The sequence below is a fragment of the Butyrivibrio sp. YAB3001 genome, assembly GCF_900112195.1.
Lineage (GTDB): Bacteria > Bacillota > Clostridia > Lachnospirales > Lachnospiraceae > Butyrivibrio.
On sequence record NZ_FOKR01000008.1, the window covers coordinates 148,107 to 170,173 of the forward strand.

At 36.8% G+C, this 22,067-nt stretch carries 16 protein-coding genes and 1 rRNA gene; 15 read left to right on the forward strand and 2 right to left on the reverse strand.

Annotated features, from left to right (window positions below):
* Positions 1-68 precede the first annotated feature (68 nt).
* From BM086_RS10560 to BM086_RS10575, 4 genes are all read left to right on the forward strand, one after another.
* Entirely contained in the window at positions 69-1,025 is a 957-nt protein-coding gene (locus BM086_RS10560; protein WP_092326088.1) for an ABC transporter permease, read from the forward strand.
* A gap of 11 nt (positions 1,026-1,036) precedes the next feature.
* Positions 1,037-1,912: a carbohydrate ABC transporter permease gene (locus tag BM086_RS10565; protein WP_092326090.1), complete on the forward strand. Its 876-nt coding sequence runs from the start codon at positions 1,037-1,039 to the stop codon at positions 1,910-1,912.
* A gap of 120 nt (positions 1,913-2,032) precedes the next feature.
* Positions 2,033-2,752, forward strand: coding sequence for a rhamnogalacturonan acetylesterase (locus BM086_RS10570; RefSeq protein ID WP_092326092.1), 720 nt, complete (start codon positions 2,033-2,035; stop codon positions 2,750-2,752).
* A gap of 42 nt (positions 2,753-2,794) precedes the next feature.
* A complete protein-coding gene (locus BM086_RS10575; protein ID WP_092326094.1) occupies positions 2,795-3,637 on the forward strand; it encodes a sugar phosphate isomerase/epimerase family protein in 843 nt (280 codons plus the stop codon).
* Positions 3,638-3,843: 206 nt separating this feature from the next.
* Here the strand turns inward: BM086_RS10575 and BM086_RS10580 are convergent, their stop codons facing one another.
* Positions 3,844-5,955, reverse strand: a complete 2,112-nt coding sequence (locus tag BM086_RS10580) for a cyclic nucleotide-binding domain-containing protein (protein ID WP_092326097.1) — start codon at positions 5,953-5,955, stop codon at positions 3,844-3,846.
* 198 nt (positions 5,956-6,153) lie between these two features.
* Here BM086_RS10580 and BM086_RS10585 point away from each other — a divergent pair, with 198 nt between their 5' ends.
* From BM086_RS10585 to BM086_RS10600, 4 genes are all read left to right on the forward strand, one after another.
* The gene (locus tag BM086_RS10585) at positions 6,154-6,771 is read left to right on the forward strand and encodes a TetR/AcrR family transcriptional regulator (protein ID WP_092326100.1); all 618 of its coding nucleotides are present in this window, start codon (positions 6,154-6,156) and stop codon (positions 6,769-6,771) included.
* A 156-nt stretch (positions 6,772-6,927) separates the two neighbouring features.
* A complete protein-coding gene (locus BM086_RS10590; protein WP_092326141.1) occupies positions 6,928-8,664 on the forward strand; it encodes an ABC transporter ATP-binding protein in 1,737 nt (578 codons plus the stop codon).
* A 2-nt stretch (positions 8,665-8,666) separates the two neighbouring features.
* On the forward strand, positions 8,667-10,400 hold the full coding sequence (locus tag BM086_RS10595; protein ID WP_092326103.1) for an ABC transporter ATP-binding protein: 1,734 nt from the start codon (positions 8,667-8,669) through the stop codon (positions 10,398-10,400).
* A gap of 168 nt (positions 10,401-10,568) precedes the next feature.
* Positions 10,569-12,197, forward strand: coding sequence for an AAA family ATPase (locus BM086_RS10600; protein WP_092326106.1), 1,629 nt, complete (start codon positions 10,569-10,571; stop codon positions 12,195-12,197).
* 53 nt (positions 12,198-12,250) lie between these two features.
* Here the strand turns inward: BM086_RS10600 and BM086_RS10605 are convergent, their stop codons facing one another.
* On the reverse strand, positions 12,251-13,483 hold the full coding sequence (locus BM086_RS10605; protein WP_092326109.1) for a nucleotidyltransferase: 1,233 nt from the start codon (positions 13,481-13,483) through the stop codon (positions 12,251-12,253).
* A 143-nt stretch (positions 13,484-13,626) separates the two neighbouring features.
* Between BM086_RS10605 and BM086_RS10610 the strand changes: the two genes are divergently transcribed.
* The 7 genes from BM086_RS10610 to BM086_RS10640 form a co-directional block, all read left to right on the forward strand.
* Positions 13,627-14,820, forward strand: a complete 1,194-nt coding sequence (locus BM086_RS10610; RefSeq protein ID WP_092326111.1) for an acetate/propionate family kinase — start codon at positions 13,627-13,629, stop codon at positions 14,818-14,820.
* A 268-nt stretch (positions 14,821-15,088) separates the two neighbouring features.
* A complete protein-coding gene (locus BM086_RS10615) occupies positions 15,089-15,949 on the forward strand; it encodes an AraC family transcriptional regulator (RefSeq protein ID WP_092326114.1) in 861 nt (286 codons plus the stop codon).
* Between the two features lie 70 nt (positions 15,950-16,019).
* Positions 16,020-17,696 (forward strand): ArnT family glycosyltransferase, encoded by a 1,677-nt coding sequence (locus BM086_RS10620; protein WP_175560213.1) that lies wholly within the window; start codon positions 16,020-16,022, stop codon positions 17,694-17,696.
* A gap of 169 nt (positions 17,697-17,865) precedes the next feature.
* A complete protein-coding gene (locus BM086_RS10625) occupies positions 17,866-18,897 on the forward strand; it encodes a lectin-like protein (RefSeq protein ID WP_092326119.1) in 1,032 nt (343 codons plus the stop codon).
* Positions 18,898-19,115: 218 nt separating this feature from the next.
* Positions 19,116-20,144 carry an Ig-like domain-containing protein gene (locus BM086_RS10630; RefSeq protein ID WP_092326121.1) on the forward strand — a complete coding sequence of 343 codons (1,029 nt, stop codon included), beginning with the start codon at positions 19,116-19,118 and terminating at the stop codon, positions 20,142-20,144.
* Between the two features lie 293 nt (positions 20,145-20,437).
* Positions 20,438-21,460, forward strand: coding sequence for an Ig-like domain-containing protein (locus BM086_RS10635; protein WP_092326123.1), 1,023 nt, complete (start codon positions 20,438-20,440; stop codon positions 21,458-21,460).
* A gap of 432 nt (positions 21,461-21,892) precedes the next feature.
* Positions 21,893-22,067: ribosomal RNA gene (locus tag BM086_RS10640) — 16S ribosomal RNA — on the forward strand; the annotation flags it as partial.

Genomic DNA, 22,067 nt, shown 5'->3' on the forward strand with positions numbered 1-22,067 from the left:
TCCCCATCCTCAGGAAGAGCAGAATCTTCTTGGGGATGGGGATTATATTGTGAAAGGATGAGGGTGCTATGAGTAAGAAACAGAATATTACTACAACATCCACGGGTGCTTCTGTCAATAAGAAACCTCTAGGTACACGTATTTGGAATAACCGTGGATATTACCTGATGTTTCTTCCGGTTTTGGTTTATGTAATTATTATTTATTACTGGCCTATGTTAGGCGTTCGTTACGCATTTTATGAATATAAACTTAAGAGTATTAAGTGGGTTGGACTTGACAACTTCCGTGTAATGTTTGGTAAAAAAGAGTTCTGGACTGCGTTTACCAATACACTGCAATTATCTATAACAAAGCTTTTGATTACAACATTCGCATCTGTTTTGGTTTCTGTTTTCTTAAATGAAATGCACAATATGTTCGCAAAGAAATCCTTACAGACAATTATCTATCTGCCTCACTTTATGTCATGGGCAGTAGTAGCAGCTATTTTCCAGTTGTTTTTATCAAAGTCTTCAACAGGTTTTGTAAATGAAACCTTGAAATCATGGGGATTACTCAGTCAGAGTATAGATTTCCTTCATACAAAGAGTATGTGGAGACCTATCTTTTATATGATCAATATTTGGAAAGAAACAGGTTGGGGAACAGTTATTTTCCTTGCAACACTTTCCGGAATCAATCCTGAACTTTATGAAGCTGCAGATATTGATGGAGCTTCAAGACTTCAGAAAATATGGTATGTTACAGTACCGGCACTTATGAATACGGTAATTATCGTACTGATTCTTAACCTTGCTAAGGTTCTTAACCTTTTCGAGTCAGTATTTGTACTATATAACAACCGTGTGTTTGATGTATCTGACGTTATTTCTACATATGTTTATCGTCAGACCTTCCTTACTGCCATACCGAACTATGGTTATACCACTGCGGTAGGTTTATTTAAATCAATTGTAGGCTGCGTTCTTGTGCTTGTATGTAACTGGGCAAGTAAGAAAATTCGTGGACGCGGTATTATTTAAGGAGGAACATTATGGCGCAGGCAAATGCAGCACCAATGCGTGTTAATGCTAAAAAGAATAAAATACACGTATTTGATATTCTTAACTATATTGTATTCGTTATAATTGCTTTAATCGTTCTCATTCCTATTTGGAAGGTCGTAGTTGACTCTTTTAACGCGGTTGGTGTTTATCAGTTTAGACTTTGGCCGAAAGATTTTACACTTAATGGATACAAAACAATTTTTACAACTGTAAGATTATACAGACCATTCCTTAATTCAGTTATTACAACTGTTTTAGGTACACTTCTTGGACTCGTTCTTACAACACTTGGTGGATATGTTCTGACTCAGAAAGATATGCCGGGAAGAAGTATTTTTTCTTTTTTCCTACTTTTTACGATGATTTTCAATGGCGGACTTATCCCTGAATACCTTGTTATGAAACAGCTCCATCTTGTAGATGTAATGTGGATACTTGTTGTCAAGCATGGTATGAATGTTTACAATCTGGTACTTATGAAAAACTTCTTTGAAGGAATACCAGAGTCTTTATTTGAGGCAGCTAAGATTGATGGTTGCACCCCAATGGGAATCTTTTTCAAGATTGTGCTCCCTCTCTCAAAAGCAGCGCTTGCTTCTATCGGTCTTATGTTTGCGGTAACTGTTTGGAATGATTACAGTACCGTTCAGATTTATATTACAAATCCTGATCAGGTTAACTTCCAGTACAAGCTGAGAGTTATGATCATGGATGGCGACACGCCAACAACAGCTTACAAGGTTTCACAGAACACACTTTATTATGCGGCAATTGTATGCGCTATCCTACCTTTCATGGCAGCATATCCATTCCTGCAGAAGTATTTTGTTCAGGGTGTTAATGTTGGAGCTGTAAAAGAATAATTGTTCTAAAAGGGAAACTTCGGTTTCCCTTTTAAATTTGTATCACAAGAGCGGCAAGAGAATGAATGCTTGCATACAAGTGTATTTGGTGTTCGTGTGCGAAAAGAGTAGGAGACAAAAATGCGACGTATATTTTGGGCAGGAGATTCGACGGTTGCCTGTAATAAATTTAATACTTTCCCGCAGACCGGTATTGGACAGGCATTTGACAGATATGCCAAGGAAGATGTTATCATCTACAACCATGCAGTAAATGGCAGAAGCACAAAGAGCTTTATTGATGAAAAAAGACTTGAACGAATAAAAGAAGAAATATCAGAGGGAGATTATCTTTTTATTCAATTCGGTCATAATGATGAGAAAAAAGAGGATCCATCAAGGTATACAGAACCACATGGTTCATTTATCGATAATCTTGGCGAATTTATAACCGCTGCGAGAAATAAAAAAGCATATCCGGTTCTGATAAGCCCTGTTGAGAGAAGATTATTTGAAGATGGAAAGCTCAAAGCCTCTGCCCATATCGAATATGTAAAGGGTATGGAAGAAGCAGCAGCTAAATATGAGGTTCCTCTAATTGACCTCTTTGGAATGAGCAGGGAGTTTTTACAGCGAGTAGGAGATGAGAGGTCAAAGCAATACTTTATGAATCTTGCTCCTATGGAGGCAGAGTGGGCTCCTGAAGGGAAGATAGATAATACTCATCTTAAATATGAAGGAGCAATGCTCTTTGCCGGAATGATTGCAAAGGGAATATCAGATTTAGGAAAGCCTTATTCTACACTTCTGGCAGATGAAGCTTTGATAAAAGATTCTTTTAAAATTGAGGTAAATGGTTGATAATAGAATTTGTTAGAAAAATATGATTTTGAGGAGAAGAATATGCAGATTGGAATCAGATTTCATGATACAGTTGAACTTCCTTTTGAACAACGTCTTAAAGAAATAAAAAAACAAGGATTTTCCTGCACCCACATAGCTCTTTCTAAAGTGCCCGGATTTACTGCGAATCCCACAGCGCTTACACCTGGATATGCAATGTATTTAAGAGATGCTTTCAGACATGCTGATCTGGATGTTGCTGTTCTTGGTTGTTATTTGAATCTTGCAACTCCTGATGAAGCAGCGCTTAGAGCAAATCAGGAAAAATATATGGCCCATATCCGTTTTGCTTCGCTTATGGGAGCAGGTATGGTTGGTACAGAGACCGGAGCTCCTAATGTGAATTATTCATATGACAAGGAAGCCTGCCATAGTCAGGAAGCACTGGAAACATTTATTACTAATTTGAAGCCTGTTGTTGAATATGCAGAGAAGATGGGCGTTATAGTTGCAATTGAACCTGTCTACAGACATATTGTTTATTCACCAAAAAGAGCAAGAGAAGTGCTTGATAGAATCGAATCTCCAAATCTTCAGATCATCTTTGACCCGGTAAACCTTCTTTGGACTGACAACTATGCTCAGAGATATGAAGTGTTTGAAGAAGCAATGGATATTTTGGAAAAAGAAATCTGTATGATTCATTTAAAAGACTGCGTTCTTGAAAATGATGGAGTGAAGAGTATGGCATGCGGACTTGGAGAACTTGACTATTCTTCAATAATAAAGTTCACTAACGAGAAGAAACCATTTATTCATGCTACATTGGAAGATACAAAGCCGGATAATGCTGTTGCTGCTAGAGAGTATATTCAAAATCTGGAACAGGCAAAAATGATCTGATTATAGTTCATAATTGGCAATGGACCAGAAGCGATGAATTAGCCGGATATATTTCATTGGCAATTTATGCATAGGCTAGACATTTTGTATTTTAGTTTATATATAACATAAAAGAGATGGAGTAGCTGCATATCATAAAATATATGCCTTCTGCTCCATCTCTATTTTATTGATATTATATTTGAAAAATCTAAGTTATTGAAAAATCACTTCTTCAAATGTTCAATCTGCTTTGTCAAAATTTCCGGAACAGGAATCTGCTCCTTATTCAGCTTGGCTATTGCATTAAGCACCGGCTTAGCGATATTGTTGATTCTTGTGCTGTAATGATTGATAAGCTCTGTATATTGAGGATTATCGCCAATCTTTTCCCTGAGTTCTTTGGAGAAAGGACAGAAGGTAAAGAGGATTTCACGCGCCAGCTTATTAAGTCTAGGTGATCCGGCAGACTCAAACTTAACATATTGCAGATAATCAGCAATAAACATGTTTTTATAATTGTTACTGTATTTCTTGAGGTCAGTTCGTATCTTTTCTTTATTGTCTGATGAAAGGGCAGGATTCTTTTTATAAAACTGCAGATAATCACAATACATAGATGTAAGTGATGGGTCTGTAACGTCATTCCAGTGTACACCCTGTTCTGTCTTGCACATTTCCCATCTGAATTCACCAAAGAGTCTGACCATGCATTCTTCGGTATTCTCAGTATTAAATATGGATACAAGCATTCTGGCCGGTGTGCTTCTGTTTTTACCTTCAATTTCCTGCCATAGGGATGCTCTTGAGCCAACATTTGGCATCAAAATCATGTAAGGAGTGATGTCGTTTGCATAGTAAATCTGGTTTATTCCGATTTCTGGATTTGAAAAAACAGCCTGCCTGCAGAATACGCCATAATCAACATTTCTGATCATCTTATAATAATCATTTACTTTGCCAACAGTCATGTAGGCCATATCAAGAGGCTTTAGGACATTTTGTGAATCGAAAACAGGCACAAAAGCTGATATTCTTCCAAAAGTCATTCTATTTCCAAGAGCAAAAAGATTATGTATCTCAAATTTTAAACGGCTCACAGGATCATTAGTCATTTGTTCAAGCTGTTCCTGATTAATGTCTCCGCTCATTTTTTGCTCGCGCAGATAGGTAGGCCAGTCCTGATCAAACTCATTTCTTGAAGGTTCTACTCTGAGATTATAAATTTTTACCAGCCATTCGTAGAGTGTAAGGACTTTTCCATCAGGGTCAGGCGCATAGGCTTTTGCCATGTTACAGAGAGTTGTGGTATTTTTCTCTCCTGCAAGTTCTTCATCGACAAAGCCAAACATAAAGAACATCTTAAGTTCTATAGGAATATTTGGGTCAGATAAGCTTTTAATAAAGGCCGGGGTGTATATTTCATAAAAGGTGGTTCCGATGCTTCTTCTGAGAGCTCTTGCTTCATCAGATGAGTCATAGCGGTTTTCGTTGCTCTTGAACTGACTTATCTGGTCTTCAAATTTTTCTGATATTTCCTGTGACACACCGGAGTATAACAAAATGGTGCTCAGCGCATTTACAATCGTTACTGTATGAGAGCCGCCTTCTTCCGCATTTTCAAGGTCATTTAACTTGGCACGAATAGCTTTCATGGTGGTGTTAAATGCAGAAGTCTTGGATTTTAGAGTCTTGCGATACTCAGACAATAACTTGGACTGTTCGGATATATTGTGATATATATGGTAAGTTGTCATTACAGTTCCGGCTGCAATTTCTAGGCTTAATGGATAAAGAGTCTTTTTTAGTGTTGCCTCATTTTTCTTAAGAGATCTGATGTAATCGAATGCCCAGTCTGATAGAGATTCATTTCTTTCTGGAGGAATGAGTTCATCTATTTCAGGGAACTGCTTTGCAACCTCACCGACTTTTATGCAAAGATTTGGATAATCAGCATAATCAGAGATGATTGTTTCATATTCATGCATTGCATCGTCGAATTCTTCCTCAAAAACATCACAGCATTTTGAAGCTGCCTCGACGGATTGGGCAGCAAGAATAGCAGCAATTTTGGGATTGGATCTAACAACATTTGGAATATCATCCACCGATTCATATGGATATGAATAGACAGCAGATTCTTCATTTGCTTCAATATTATAGGTGTACTTTTCTCCGGGAGTTTCTACAATTCCAACGAATCCACCAACGCCCAAAGATATAGAGGTGAACTGATTAGAAATCTTAAGACTTCCTTTTACAACAACTTCAATAGTGCTTACTTCATCAGTTCCAGCTTTGTGTAAAACCTGACCTTTTTCAAGCTTAACAAGACCCATGAAACACCTCCAAATACAAAATAACATATACATAATTATGGTATCACGTTGAAAAATATACTTCAATTGTAGGCGGTGTTGTAAATATTAAATTTATGTTAAGTGGTACATAGCTAAGGGGATTGACATTAATCTTAAAAAGAAGTAATCTATGATAGCTATCACTGATTACTAAAAGAAACAACTTAGAGGTATCATATGCCAAGAGATAAGTCGTTAAGCCACGAAAAAGTCAAACAGGCTATCAAAGAAGAATTCTTGGAAAAAGGGTACGAAGATGCTTCAATCAGAAGCATAGGAGCCCGTGCAGGAATGACTTCGGCTGGATTGTACAGACATTATGCAGACAAGGAAGCAATGTTTGATGCGATGGTTGAGCCGCTTATCGCAGATATGAAGGCCTGGACCAGACGGCATACCAGTAAAAAGCACAATATGCTCGATGACGGAGCTCCAGATAATGAACTTTTTGGAGAGACGTTTATTGATATGATCAGGGAGGTTATACTTCCTCAGAGAGATGAATTTATTCTTCTTATGACACGTTCAGGTGGAACGAAGCACGAAAACTTTATTCATGATTACGTGGAGAGTAATCAGAAAGAGTTTCTCGAGGCTATAAGATATCTTAGAGAAAAAGGTTATCCGACTTTGGAATTAAGCGAGGAGGAATTACATATGCTGCTTTCAGCATATCTCACAGCATGCTTTGAACCAATCATCCATTATTATGATGATGAAAAAGTTGATAAATATCTAAATACAGTCCAGGAGTTCTTCATGCCGGGATGGCTGAGAATTATGGGAGTTAAGTAGAAAGAGCCGACAGGCTCTTTTTTCTTTTGTTAGCTATCATTTTCAAGTTAGCGATAGCTAACGATAGCGAATCATTGATAACTTATATGAACATATTTCATATAAATAGAAAACAAGGAGGAAAAGAAGTTGGGAAAGACGGAAAAATATGATCATATGAAGCTGATCAGACAGTATGCAGGAGGACATAAGAATCTGATGGTTCTTGGGCGATGCCTTGCAGCAGTGAGCGCAGTGCTGACACTGATACCATATTATGAGCTTTGGAAGATCATAAGAACAGCGGTAAATGGCGAGAATCCAAATAAGATTAAGTTTTATGCCTGGACAGCAGTGGGACTGATAATAGGAGCTCTTTTTGTATACATACTGGCGCTTCTTTGTATGCATATTTCAGCATTCAGGGTTCAGGCAAATATGAGAAGTGCTCTGATGAGAAGGATACTTACATTGCCACTTGGAGTATTCGATGAAGACGGAACCGGTAAGATAAGGCGCATTGTCAATGATTCAACAGCTGCTACAGAGACTTATATAGCTCATACTTTGGCAGATAAAACTGTTGCCGCGGTTACTCCTATAGGTATGCTTGTGCTCGTATTTGCTTTTAATTGGAAGATAGGACTTATCTGTATGATTCCTGCCCTTATCGGCTTTACCTGTCTCATGGCAATGATGGGAAAAGGCATGCAGGAGAAGATGAAGGAATATCAGGATGCGCTTGAAACAATGAGTAGTGAGGCAACAGAGTATGTACGCGGTGTTCCTGTTGTAAAGACTTTTGGACAGACAGTGCATTCTTTTAAAAGATTCAAGGCCTGCATAGACGGTTTTGGAAAATGGGCAACTGACTACACGCTGATGCTCAGGTTTCCTATGGCGGGATTTATGACCTGTATTAATGCCATCTTCGCATTCATAGTTATTGCGGCATTTGTTGTAACAAAAGATGGGGTTGATAACGCCAGCATATTGAATATTATGTACTACATTATCATCACACCGCTGATAACGGTGGCTCTTACAAAGATTGCATATTCCGGTGAGGCAGAAATGAATCTTATTGATGCTTTAAAAAGAGTGGACAGAATCATGGAAATAGAGCCTCTCGAAGAAAAAAAATCCGGTCAGATGCCCAAAGACTGTGGTATTGACCTTAAAAACGTAACCTATAGATACAAAGAGGCAAGTAGAGATGCTGTAAGCAACGTATCAATTAGTATCATGCCCGGCGAGCATGTTGCACTTGTGGGACCTTCAGGTTCAGGGAAGACTACTTTGGCTGAACTCATGGTGAGATTTTTTGATGTTACATCCGGTGAGATTTTGATTGGTGGTGTCAATGTAAAAAATATCAGTTCTGCCAAACTTATGGAGCAGGTTTCTTTTGTATTTCAGGATAGCAGACTTATAAAAAAATCTATTTTGGAAAATGTCCGTATGGCTAAGCCGGACGCATCGGAAGAACAGGTTTTGGAAGCACTCAAAAAAGCACAGTGCATGGATATCATAGAAAAACTTCCGGATGGTATTCATACAGTGATCGGAGAAAAGGGAACATATCTTTCCGGAGGTGAACAGCAGAGAATAACCATTGCAAGAGCGGTCCTAAAGGATGCTCCGATACTCATTTTGGATGAAACAACAGCTTTTGCAGATCCTGATAATGAGACTAAAGTGCAGGCGGCATTTGAAGAACTTTCGAAGGATAAAACACTCATAATGATAGCCCACAGATTAAGTACAGTTATGAATGCAGACAGGATTTTTGTCATGGATGACGGAAAGTGCATCGAATCCGGAAACCACGATGAACTAATGAAAAAGAACGGATTGTATAAGCATATGTTTGATGAATATACAAGATCCATTGAGTGGAAGGTAGGTGCATAAAGATGATAGAAAAACTTCAGCATAAATACGCGCTTTCAAGGCAAGGCGCAGTTGACATGATCAAAGCCTGCATAAGTGTTACATGTACAAATATTGTATATATGATGTCGGCCGGAATACTATATACGCTGATAAAAGATTTATTGTGCAACACTTTAAATAAAGACAGAATTTCATTTTATGTTATAAGCTCGGTTATTGTTCTTGTCCTTGTTTTTATCATGAACTTTATTCAGTATAATGCCACATTCCTTACCACTTATCGTGAGAGCGGAGTCAGAAGGACGACTATAGCTGAGAGATTAAGAAAACTGCCATTATCCTATTTTGGTAAAAAGAATATTGCAGATCTCACAACAAATATCATGGGTGACTGCGCAATGATCGAAACAGCATCAAGCCATTGGATTCCTGAACTTATCGGGGCAGTGGCATCAGTCAGTCTTGTAGGAATAAGCATGTTTTTCTTTTTTGATTTCAGAATGGTACTTGCGAGCTTTTGGGTGATACCAGTTGCATTTACTATCGTGATAACATGTTCCGGCGCTGAGAAAAGAGCTGTCCGCAAGAATCAGGCGGTAAAGCTTGATATGGCAGATGGTATTCAGGAATGCCTTGAATCAATCAGAGATTTGAGGGCAAATAACGCTCAGGACAGATACATGGAGGAACTTGACGGGAAAATTAAGAAAGTTGAAAAGTTTGCTCTTTTTACTGAACTGAAAATGGCAGTATATGTAAATTCAGCAGCAATCATATTGAAACTGGGAATTGGAACAACAGCTGTTGTTGGAGGTATTCTTTTTGCCAAAGGGGAGATTGATCTGCTCACGTTCTTCATGTTTTTAATGCTGGTATCAAGGCTCTATGATCCAATGGAAATAACTTTGCAGAACTTTGCAGCAATAATTGCTACAGGAATTCAGTGCGAGCGACTGGATGAAGTGCTCTCACATGAGATACAGAAAGGCTCAGAGGAACTAAAGAACAATGGCTATGATATTGTATTCGATCATGTAGGCTTTAAGTATTCTGATGACACGGATGTATTAAAAGACGTAAGTTTCACTGCAAGACAGGGTGAGGTTACAGCCCTTATCGGACCTTCAGGCGGAGGAAAGACCACTATTTCAAGACTTGCTGCAAGATTTTGGGATGTAAACAGCGGCAAAATAACTCTAGGCGGCGCAGATGTTTCCAAGGTTGATCCTGAGACACTTCTTTCCAAATATTCTATAGTTTTTCAGGATGTAACATTGTTTAACAATTCAGTTATGGAAAATATCCGTATCGGTAAGAGCGGAGCAACTGACAAAGAAGTCATGGAAGCAGCCAGACTTGCAAACTGCGATGAATTTGTAAATCTTTTACCCGATAAATACAACACAAATATCGGAGAGAACGGAAGTGAACTCTCGGGCGGTGAAAGACAAAGAATCTCCATAGCAAGAGCCTTTTTAAAGGATGCCCCTGTAATTCTTCTTGATGAAGCAACAGCTTCACTTGATGCTGAAAATGAGACAGCAATTCAGGAAGCACTTTCAAGACTTATAAAGAACAAGACAGTAATGATCATCGCTCACCGCATGAGAACTATAGCAAAAGCAGACCACATTGTTGTCTTAAAAGATGGTGTTGTTGCCGAGCAGGGAAGTCCTGAATCTTTGTCAGGCTATGACAGCATCTATAGCCGCATGACAAAACAACAGATGATCTCCCAGAACTGGAAGATGTAAAAGTATAAAAGAGAACGTGAGGCAGGATTTGTTATTGCGGCTTTTGTGTTTGCTTTGTGTCCGCTGGCTTCTTTGATATGTTAGACATACGATTGTTCTTGAAAATATTGTACGCTATAATAAAAAAGGCAAGAATTGTCATATTTTTAGGAAGGTGTGAAGAAATAAATGGGGAATATCGTAAGTCCGGGCACAATGTCATTTGAAACAGCTATCAATTCTGAAATATATGTTGATAAAACAGGCATGTTAGCCTATTTGAATAGAGTTATCGGAACAAAACAGCGGTTTGTTTGTGTTTCAAGGCCAAGGCGTTTTGGAAAGACAACTGCGGCTGATATGGTGTGTGCTTATTATGACTATAGCGTTGGCAGTGCAGCGATTTTTGATAAATATGTAATTTCTGAAGATGAAAGCTTTAAAAAGCATATGAATAAGTATTATGTGATACATATTAATATGCTTGATTATATTGGAAAAGAAAAAAATATGTTTCAGCTTCTCCAAAGTGACATATTACATGAATTATATGAAGAAGGAATAATTGAAGAAGGGTATGATAATGGCAATCTGAAAAAAGCAATTGAAAAGTCTTTTAGCAAAAATGAAAAACAGTTTATTTTTGTAATTGACGAATGGGATTGTATTTTCAGAAATCTTCAGGAAGAGACAAAGCTTCAAAAAGAGTATCTGGATTTTTTACGTGACCTTCTTAAAGATAACAAAAACATTGCACTTGTTTATATGACAGGAATACTGCCTATTAAGAAATATGGAGAGCATTCGGCACTCAACATGTTTGACGAGTTTTCAATGGTTGACGCCGGAGAATTATCTGACTATGTGGGTTTTACTGATTATGAGGCTAAGAACTTATGCGATAAGTATAAAGTTGATTACGCTAAGGTAAAAGAATGGTATGATGGCTATGTCTTAAAATATAAAAAGAGAGAATGTAATAATGGTGAAATAGTAGGATGGAGAGATTGTTCTGTAAATCTTTACAGTCCGGAATCTGTTGTCAACTGTATGATGAAGGGCGATTTTAAAAATTACTGGAATGCAACTGAAACGATAGAAGCTCTGAAAGTTCATATAGAAAGAAACGAAGATGGCCTAAGTGAGATAATAAGTGTTTTAATAAATGGTGGACGATATAAAGTAAATATTAAGAAATATCAGAACGATATGACAACATTTGTAAGCGCTGATGACGTTCTTACATTGCTCATACATCTTGGTTATCTTGGATATGATTCTGAAACAGAAGAAGTATTTATACCAAATAAAGAAATTCTTGATGAGTATAAGAATTCTGTAGAAAGAAACGGAAAATGGAACAGATTGTTTGCTATATTAAACGATTCTGAAAGGCTTTTAATAGCCACCTGGGAAAAAGATAGTGAAACAGTAGCAGAATTGCTAGAATATGCGCATGACAGAGCTTCAAATATGACATATAATAGCGAGGCCGCGCTAAGTTATGCTGTGCAGCTAGCATATTATAGCGCACATAATTACTATACTCTGATACAGGAGTTGGACACCGGAAAGGGATATGCTGATCTTGTATATATTCCGGCGCCGGAACATCCTGATAAGCCGGCACTTTTAATAGAGCTTAAGTATGATGAAAGTGCCAAGACGGCAATAACTCAGATTGAAAAGAATAATTACCCGCAAGTACTTGAAGCATACAAAGGAAACCTCATTGTTGTAGGTATTAGCTACGACAAGGATGCCGATAGTAAGAAATATAATTACAAACATCATAGCTGTATTATTAAAGAATTATAAGACGCTCCCCAAGGTCATTGATGTGGAATGACCTTGGGGAGTTTGCACTTTCATTAAATAATAATCTGTTTCATACGGTATTCACTCTGTGGAAGAGAGCTGCAGATAAGATTATAGATCTTGCTGGCATAGAGAGTCTCATCCAATAGTCTTTTGCTATTAAAATCAAGCTGCGAATCAGCCTGTTTCAGATTGCTTATTATAGGAAGAGACGAATTATCTTTTGCTTTTTTTAACGCTACAGTTGCAGCTTTTTTCATTCCAAGAATACGAACAAATGAAGTGAAATCATCTTCCTTATACTCATCCATATTTGAAGATGTAATATTCAGTAAAATATGGATGAGATTTCTGCTGATTCGTGAATAGGTCAGATCTTTAGACTTTAGTGTCATGCAAAAATCATCAAAAGTAGTATATTTTTCCAAGTTTGAAAGGATTTTATTTGAAAAATCCTTTGTGATATCCAAAAACTTCTCATATCCGTTTTTCTTTTCCTCAAGCAATTTAAACAAAAGAAGCTTTGAAAGTTCGTTCATGTCAGCAAATCTGGCGGAATTATCTTTTAAACAATTAAAACACTCTGATGGCATGGAATTTGATATCTCAGAAGACAGACCATGCTTTAAGATATGCGCCCTTATGGCAGTAGCACTACTGAAATTATTTATTTCTTCAGACTTATAGTCTTCACCGATTCTTTGTATAGTCAATGGCTTGATACTGCTGTTTCTTAATATGATTGCCTTTATATATTCAATTCCTAAAATGTTATTTGATGAGTTTAAGATGTTTGAATAGTGTTCTTTTATTGATGGATCATTTTCCGGATTCAATACGGATAAAAGAGCATCCTGCCTTGCTTTTGCAAAATTTGAACCTTTCTTTAATGAACTATCCAGTGCAGATTTAAAATCATTGGATTCTTCAGATAAAGTAGTGGCTATTTCTGATAGTGCCACGATATCTCCGCATTCACTTCCAAAAACAAGTTCATCCACGATGCCAAGTTTGTCAAGAATAGAGACTGCGCCTTTTGCAAAAAACTCAGCGCTTCCTGTACTGTAATAAATTGGAAGTTCAAGGCATATGTCAGCTCCGCAGGATAAAGCCATCTTTGTCCTTGTGAATTTATCTGTCAGGGCAGGAGCACCTCGCTGAACAAAATCTCCGCTCATTACAACAATGATATAATCTGCATTTAGCTTTGTTTTGCAATAATCAACCAGATGCAGATGCCCATTATGGAAGGGATTAAATTCAGCTACGATACCGACAATTTTCATAAAATGTAAACGCTTTCATTTTTTACTGATTTTTGTACAATTTTTTCCTTGCGAATATATTTATCACTGTTACAATTATAATGGTATGGTCTTTATTAAGTCAAAAATTACTATTCACATATTTAAAAGAAAGAAGGTTTTTTATGAAAATTCTCGTTATTAATTGTGGAAGTTCATCTCTTAAATTCCAGCTTATCGATTCAGAGACAGAGGCAGTTATCTGTAAAGGCTTATGTGAGAGAATCGGGATCGATGGAAGTCAGATAGTTTATACTCCTTCAGGAAAAGATAAGATTACTATAGCAGAGCCTATGCCTGATCATAACAGAGCTATCGAGATGGTCATTGAGGCTCTTACAAACAGTGAAAATGGTGTAGTTTCTCTTGAAGAAATCGGAGCTGTTGGTCATCGTATTGTTCATGGCGGAGAGAAATTTACAAAGTCAGTTATAATTGATGATGAAGTTATTAAGGCAATTGAAGAAGTAAGCGACCTTGCACCTCTTCATAATCCTGCAAACCTCATTGGCATCAGAGCTTGCCAGAAGGTTATGCCCGGGGTTCCTATGGTTGCAGTATTTGATACAGCTTTCCATCAGACAATGCCTGAGAATGCTTATCTCTACGGACTTCCATATACATACTATGAGAAGTATGGCATCAGAAGATATGGTTTCCACGGTACAAGCCATTCATATGTAAGCAAGCGCGCTGCTGAGATTCTTGGAAAAGATGCAAAGGACCTCAAGATGATCGTATGTCACCTTGGAAATGGTGCTTCAGTATCAGCAGTTGATGGCGGCAAGTGTGTAGATACTTCCATGGGACTTACTCCTCTTGAAGGACTTATCATGGGAACAAGAACAGGTGACATTGACCCATCTGTTGTAGAATTCATCATGAAAAAAGAGAATTCATCAGTAGCAGACGTTACAAATCTTCTTAATAAGAAGTCTGGTGTATTTGGCCTTTCTGATGAACTTTCTTCTGATTTCAGAGATCTTGAAGATGGATATGTAGGCGGACATGCAGGTGCAAAGCGAGCTGTTGATGCATTTGTTTACAGAGTAGTTAAGTATATCGGCGCTTATACAGCTGCAATGGGTAGAGTAGATGCTATCTGCTTTACAGCCGGTGTTGGTGAGAACAGCGGATTTGTTCGCAAACTTATCTGTGAAAAGCTTGCATTTATCGGAGCAACAGTAAATGATGAAGCTAACAAGGTACGTGGAAAAGAACAGATTATTTCCGGTGATGACAGTAAAGTAACTCTTATGGTAGTTCCTACAAATGAGGAACTTGCTATTGCAAGAGATACATACGCACTTTGCAAATAAAGAGTTCAAAGTAATTCTTTATTCTGGAGTTTTTGGTATTAAACAGATTTATGTTGAATAAACTGCAATGCAAAATTTGCACAAAATAAAACAATTGATTTAATATTATTGAATATCTTGAAGAGACAATGTACAATATGTATGTTGTCTCTTTTAAATTGAATAGGAAAACCCTGATAAATTTAGAGTCATCCTCTATGGATGAGCATGAACAATTTCTTTGTGTTTTACTAAAATATTTTATTTTTATCAGCTATTAGAGGTGTGTATGAAAGAACTAAACTCCTGTAAAGATGCAATGGCAGCGAGCATGGAGAATAAATATTTTGCCGTTGCTCACTTATACAAAGATGAGAAAGCAATGGAGATGCATATTCATGATTGTTATGAAGTGTATTATTCTATTTCTGGCGGGAAACAGTTTCTTATAGATAATAAAGTCTATGATATTGAGCCGGGAGATCTTTTTCTGATAAATCAATATGATTCTCATTATCTGACTCAGATTGACAAGGAACTTCATGAGAGAATTGTGATAATGATCGATCCTGAGTATATGCAGAAGATTTCAAGCCCTGAGACCAATCTTGATGCTTGCTTTCAGAATCGTGGCGAAAAGTTTTCGCATAAAATAAGACTCAATCAGGAACAGCAGGGACGTTTTTTATATTTTATAAATAAGATAACTACAAGTAATGATTATGGACATGATCTTCTAGAAAAGGCTACTTTTACAGAACTTTTTGTGATGATCAACAATATCATTATTAATATGAATACCAATAAGACAACTGAGAAAACTACGACCTATAACGAGCAGGTTGATGCGATTCTTTCATATTTAAATAATAACATTCAATATCCCATCAGTATTAATGACCTGTCCAAGCATTTTTATATCAGTGAGTCTTATATTTGCAGAATATTCAAGGCTGCAACCGGAACTACAATTAATAAATATATGACTGCAAGGAGAATATCTATGGCCAAGTCACTTCTTGCTGATGGCATTGGAGTCAGCGAAGTATGCGATAAGTGCGGTTTTAGTGATTACAGCAACTTTCTCAAAGCATTCACTAAATCAGTAGGTATTTCCCCAAAGAAATATTCTCAGTATTGCAATAAGTAAGGATGTTGTCAGTAGCCCCGCGTTGATATACAATAGTGAATTGAAAATGAATTGTTGGGACGGGGAATTTATGCGAATTATCGATTACTATAATTATATATGCATGGCTGCATTCATCCTTATGGCTGGTGCAGCCATTTTTATGAAAAGAAAAGATAAAGAGATAAGGCTTAATGATAGAATTACAAATATTCTATTGATTCTTATTATTCTTGTAGCTGCTGTAATAAGGATTTTCAGACTCGATAGCATTCCGCTTGGACTTCAGCAGGATGAAGCTTCAATTGGTTATGAGGCCTATATTCTTGCAAATTTTGGAATCGACAGAAATGGCTATTCATGGCCTATTTATCCTATTACATGGGGATGCGGTGGAGGAAGCCCGCTTCTTATATATCTTAATGTTATTTCAATCAAACTCTTTGGAACAGGTATTTTTAAATTGAGGCTAATACCTGCAATTTGTGGAGTTATGACTGTCTTTCTTTTTTATCTTTCACTTAGAATATCGTTTGAAAATAATAAGAATAAGAATGCAATAGCTCTTTTTGGAGCGGCATTTCTTGCTGTTTGTCCATGGCACGTTATATTGTCAAGATGGAGTCTTGATTGCAATATCATGCCTTTTAATATGATGCTTGGACTATACTTGTTCTTAATTGCACACAAAAAGAAAAGTACTGTGCTTTATTGCCTGAGTTCTGCTGCTTTTGCTGTGTGCATGTACAGTTATGGCGCTGCCACGATTGTTATTCCGGTTTTTCTTGTGCTGTTTAGCACTTATTGTTTGGTAAAAAAAGAAATTAGTGTAAATCAGCTTGTTTTGGCGATTATTGTATTTGTTGTTGTATTTGCTCCATTGTTATGGTTTTATAGTGTCAATTATCTGGGAGTTCCTGAGTTTATTTCTGAAGTCTTTTGCGTAAATAGATTTACAGCTGACAGAACAGGAGAAGCGCTTGTTCCAATAGATTCTTTGCCCACGACTATTATCAGAAATTTAAAATCAATGCTTCTTTCCATTACAATTGGAGATGAGAGCCATACTTTGATGCATTTTTTTCCGGGGTATGGAACATTATATAAGTTCACATTTCCGATAACATTTTTGGGATTATTTCTTGTGATAAAAAGAAAATTTAAAATATTTTCAGATGCATTGTTTACAGCATTTCTTTTTGCATGCACTGTTCTAAACATGATAATTGTTCCCGACACCAGCAGAATGGTCATGATGTTTATTCCATTTATTTACTTTTTAGTGATAGGAATGGAATTTGTTATTGATAAATCACACAAGCTTTTTGTGGTGGCTGCTTTACTGCTGATGTTTGCAGCAATTTCTTTTTCTAAGGATTATTTTATGCAATATAGCACATATGCAACCAGTATCTTTATGCCTGGTTATGGCGAAGCAATAAAAAGAGCATACGAAATAACAGGAGATGATAATACAATTTATTCTACTTATGATGGTTTGTCGGCTCCGTTTATGCTAGCGCTTTATTACAATGAATACGATCCTTACAAATTTATAGACTCAGTTGTTTATAAGGACGAAAAAGCGGAATTTCGTATAGCTGAGAGCTTTGGCAATTTCATTTTTTCTTTGCCTGAAGATATAAATGCTGATGGTTATATCAAAGATGTATTTGTGCTTTCAAGTAATGATCTGAGTTTGCTTTCAGATGCTTCTTTGTACAACGTCGAAGACTATTGTGGCTATCATGTTGTCTATAAAAAATGAGTTGTAAATGGATATGAAAATTCATTTTATTACTTGTTAAATTTTTGAAATAAATGATCAAATTTATTGCTTCGTATATATGCACAATGGTATAATTTTACCCGAAAAAGCTCAAAAAATATCTAGTTTGTCGTTAAAATTTTGAGTGAGATAGGAGGAAAGTGTATCAATGAAGAATGTATTAAAAAGAGTTGTGACAATTCTATTGTCAGTGGCGTTGTTAATGTGTATTTTGCCGGCTCAGACAGCTAAGGCATCCACATTTAAGATTCCAAGCAACGCAAAGCCTTTTAATGGGCATTATTACAAATTGTACCATGTTGAAGATTATATAACATGGGATAAGGCACAACAGCAATGTGTATCTATGGGCGGACATCTTGTAACTATTACGTCACTCAAGGAAGACACCTTTATAGAAAATCAACTTTTTACTGAAAAAGGCGTATATGAATGGTGCTTTATTGGAGCTTATTCAAATGGTGATACTTGGAGATGGGTTACTAATGAGAAGTTTTCTTATACTCCTTATAGCGGATGGCCAGTAGCTGGAAGTAATCGTATTTGTGTAAAAAATACAAATTCTGGAAAGTTTGATTATTGGAATAAAGGACATGAGTTCAAGTATTATATTTGCGAGTGGGATACATCTACAGCTAATATCCTTCCGGATCAGGTTAATCTTACAAGTGTTAAGAAAGCTAGCTATAGGTCAATCAATGTTGCATGGAATAAAGTTTCCGGTGCAAAGGGCTACGCTGTTTATATGAAGCAGGATAAGGGTGAATACAAGAAAGTTGCAGATATTACAGACCCTTCAATAACAACATTCACCGCGACAGGTCTTACAGGTGGAAGCACATATACTTTCTGCGTAAGAGCATTCAAGTATATTTTTGGAGAGAAATCTTATGGTGATCTTTCATTTGAAAAGAGTGCCAAGATTGGTCTTGTAAAGGCTGCAAGTGTTAAGCTTAATGTTACATCCAAGAGCATTGCAAAGGGTAAATCATTTACTCTTAAAGCAACTGAAACATCTGTTGATGCTAATGAACCAATCATTTGGAAGAGCAGCAATACAAAAGTTGCCAAGGTTTCATCAACCGGTAAGGTAACTGCAGTTGGTAAAGGAACTGCTAAGATCACAGCAACAACAAAATCTACAAAGAAGACAGCAACATGTAAGGTTACTGTAAAGTAATATCATATTATTATGAAAATGGAGAAAACTGTTAGTGAAACAGAGTTTCTCCATTTTTTTGCAATCTTTGCTTATTCATAATAAAAGGCTTCAACATATATGTGAATTGTCGGTATATTTGGCAAATGTTATAATAATTCACGTTAAAGAACTCGAAAACACGCGTGTTTTTGCTAATGTGATAATTATCGGGGTGAACAAGGAGGGAAAGGTATCAAATGAAAAAAGTATTACAAAGATTCGGGGGAGTTTTACTAGCAATGGCATTACTTATGTGTATTTTGCCGGCACAGACAGCTGAGGCGTCCACGTTTAAAATACCAAGCGATGCAAAGCCTTTTAATGGGCATTATTACAAATTATATAGTTATGAGAATGGTATGGAATGGACAAAAGCTCAGCAGTTATGTGAGTCATTGGGCGGACATCTTGTAACAATCACTTCATCAAAAGAAGAAACATTTATAGAGACTCTTCCAGGTAAAGATTCAAATTTTTATTGGTATTTTATTGGAGCTTATTGCAAAGATTCTGAATGGAAATGGGTTACAAATGAAAAAACAACTTATAAGCCGGGCGAAGACTGGCCATCAACAGGTTTAAATTTATACTGTCTGAAAAGCTCTCAGAGAGGTGAGTTGAATTATTGTGATAGTTATTTCGCAGTCAATGCTTATGTTTGCGAGTGGGATACATCTACTGAAGATATTTTGCCGGACCAGGTTACACTTACAAGTGTGAAGAAAGCCAGCTATAAGTCAATTAATGCTTCTTGGAAAAAGGTTTCTGGAGCAAAAGGCTATGCTGTATATATGAAGCAGGATAAAGGCGAATATAAGAAGGTTGCAGACATTGCAGATCCTTCAATAACTACATTTACTTTTAATAATCTTACCGGTGGAAGCACATATTGTTTTCGTGTAAGAGCTTATAAAATGATTTATGGGGAAAAATCTTTCGGTGAGCTTTCTTATCCTAAGAGTGTTAAGCTTGGTCTTGTAAAAGCTGCAAGTGTTAGACTTAATGTGAAGGCTAAGGTGATGAATAAGGGAAAATCATTCACATTAAAGGCAACAGAAACATCTACTGATGCCAATGAACCAATAGTATGGAAGAGCAGCAATACAAAGGTTGCCAAGGTTTCATCAACAGGTAAGGTAACAGCTGTAGGAAAAGGAACAGCTAAGATTACAGCAATAACAAAATCTACAAAGAAGACAGCAACATGTAAGGTTACTGTAAAGTAATATCATAAGATTATGAAAATGGAGAAAACTGTTAGTGAAACAGAGTTTCTCCATTTTTTATATATCATTTGTCGAGGCATCATATGTTTTTTGGTATTCAGGTACAATTTTTTTAAGATTTAAGTGTAAATTAATTGTTTTGAAAATTGTAGAAAATCAGCGCAACAGAGAAATAGTTTAATATTGTCAGTATATTTGCGGGATGCTATAATAATTCACGGAAAAAAGCCCGAAAACATGGATGCTTTGCTAATATAATGATTTTTGGGTTAAACAAGGAGGGAAAGTAACAAATGAAAAAAGTATTACAACGAGTAGGGGGAGTTTTATTGGCAATTGCATTGCTAATGTGTATTTTGCCAGCGCAGACAGTTGAGGCATCAACATTTAAAATTCCGAACGATGCAAAGCCTTTTAATGGGCATTATTACAAATTGTACTACAGCCAAAGTGGTGTAACATGGGCTAAGGCACAGCAATTATGTGATGCATTGGGGGGACATCTTGTAACAATTACATCATCAAAAGAAGAAACATTTATTGAGAATATTGTAGATAAATCCAGTTATGAAGAATATGCAATTGGAGCATATTCTAAAGGCGCTGGATGGAAATGGATTACTAATGAAAAGGCAACTTATACACCATGTGGTGGCTGGCCATCAGCAGGGACTGATCTCGTTTGTGCAAAGAGAATGAATTCTGGTGCTTTAGATAGTTGGTGGACTACTACATTTTATTATTATATGTGTGAGTGGGATACATCTACAGAAGATATCTTACCGGATCAGGTTACTCTTTCAAGTGTTAAGAAAGCAAGCTACAAGTCAATTAATGTCTCTTGGAAAAAGGTTTCCGGAGCAAAAGGCTATGCTGTTTATATGAAACAGGACAAGGGTGATTATAAGAAAGTGGCAGATATTACAGATCCTTCAATCACTACATTTAATATGAACAATCTTACCGGTGGAAGCACATACTATTTTCGTGTAAGAGCTTATAAAATGATTTACGGAGAGAAATCTTTCGGCGAGCTTTCTTATGCTAAGAGTGTTAAGCTTGGCCTTGTAAAAGCTGCAAGCATTAAGCTTAATGTAAAGTCAAAGGCAATAAACAAGGGAAAATCATTCACATTAAAGGCAACAGAAGCATCTGCTGATGCAAATGAACCAATTATCTGGAAGAGCAGTAATCCAAATGTTGCTACAGTTTCAGCTTCAGGAAAAGTAAAAGCAGTTGCACCAGGAACTGCAAAGATTACTGCTACAACAAGCAAAACAAAACTTACTGCAACTTGCAAAGTAACAGTAAAGTGATATATGGGGACTGTAAAGAAGAGGAATCTTTTTTACAGTTCCTTTTTTGTTAAAGCAATATCAATTCCTTATAAATACTTGATAAGGAATGGGGAAGATGATCATACAAACATATTCCCAAGGCGTTGACAGCCTGAATATACTAATTAATCATTCTTCAATAATTTATAATATTAGAATATTAGAAATTATAAATTTTTTAAAAAAGTTGTTGACATGTTAAGGGGAGGGTGGTATATTTGTATTCGTTGCTGCTGATGCAACTGATGAACAGCTTCAAATGCAACAAAGGAGCGGAATATAAACTCCAGCACATTGACAAATAAACAGTAATGCAACCCTGAAAAATTCCAAAAGAATTATTCAGAACGAAGATAGTAAATAACGGACAGAACAAAAGCCAAGCTTAAGTTCTGGCCAGATCAAACTTTTAAACGTGAGAGTTCGATCCTGGCTCAGGATGAACGCTGGCGGCGTGCCTAACACATGCAAGTCGAACGGATTTTGCTCGCAGCAGAGACTTCGGTCGAAGCTTGAGTAAAGTTAGTGGCGGACGGGTGAGTAACGCGTGGGCAACCTGCCTCATACTGGGGGATAACAGTTGGAA

Excerpts from the sequence above, each read along its gene's own strand:
- BM086_RS10560 (WP_092326088.1), top strand. The coding sequence starts at position 69 with ATGAGTAAGAAACAGAATATTACTACAACATCCACGGGTGCTTCTGTC.
- BM086_RS10565 (WP_092326090.1), top strand. The coding sequence starts at position 1,037 with ATGGCGCAGGCAAATGCAGCACCAATGCGTGTTAATGCTAAAAAGAAT.
- BM086_RS10570 (WP_092326092.1), top strand. The coding sequence starts at position 2,033 with ATGCGACGTATATTTTGGGCAGGAGATTCGACGGTTGCCTGTAATAAA.
- BM086_RS10575 (WP_092326094.1), top strand. The coding sequence starts at position 2,795 with ATGCAGATTGGAATCAGATTTCATGATACAGTTGAACTTCCTTTTGAA.
- BM086_RS10580 (WP_092326097.1), bottom strand. The coding sequence starts at position 5,955 with ATGGGTCTTGTTAAGCTTGAAAAAGGTCAGGTTTTACACAAAGCTGGA.
- BM086_RS10585 (WP_092326100.1), top strand. The coding sequence starts at position 6,154 with ATGCCAAGAGATAAGTCGTTAAGCCACGAAAAAGTCAAACAGGCTATC.
- BM086_RS10590 (WP_092326141.1), top strand. The coding sequence starts at position 6,928 with ATGAAGCTGATCAGACAGTATGCAGGAGGACATAAGAATCTGATGGTT.
- BM086_RS10595 (WP_092326103.1), top strand. The coding sequence starts at position 8,667 with ATGATAGAAAAACTTCAGCATAAATACGCGCTTTCAAGGCAAGGCGCA.
- BM086_RS10600 (WP_092326106.1), top strand. The coding sequence starts at position 10,569 with ATGGGGAATATCGTAAGTCCGGGCACAATGTCATTTGAAACAGCTATC.
- BM086_RS10605 (WP_092326109.1), bottom strand. The coding sequence starts at position 13,483 with ATGAAAATTGTCGGTATCGTAGCTGAATTTAATCCCTTCCATAATGGG.
- BM086_RS10610 (WP_092326111.1), top strand. The coding sequence starts at position 13,627 with ATGAAAATTCTCGTTATTAATTGTGGAAGTTCATCTCTTAAATTCCAG.
- BM086_RS10615 (WP_092326114.1), top strand. The coding sequence starts at position 15,089 with ATGAAAGAACTAAACTCCTGTAAAGATGCAATGGCAGCGAGCATGGAG.
- BM086_RS10620 (WP_175560213.1), top strand. The coding sequence starts at position 16,020 with ATGCGAATTATCGATTACTATAATTATATATGCATGGCTGCATTCATC.
- BM086_RS10625 (WP_092326119.1), top strand. The coding sequence starts at position 17,866 with ATGAAGAATGTATTAAAAAGAGTTGTGACAATTCTATTGTCAGTGGCG.
- BM086_RS10630 (WP_092326121.1), top strand. The coding sequence starts at position 19,116 with ATGAAAAAAGTATTACAAAGATTCGGGGGAGTTTTACTAGCAATGGCA.
- BM086_RS10635 (WP_092326123.1), top strand. The coding sequence starts at position 20,438 with ATGAAAAAAGTATTACAACGAGTAGGGGGAGTTTTATTGGCAATTGCA.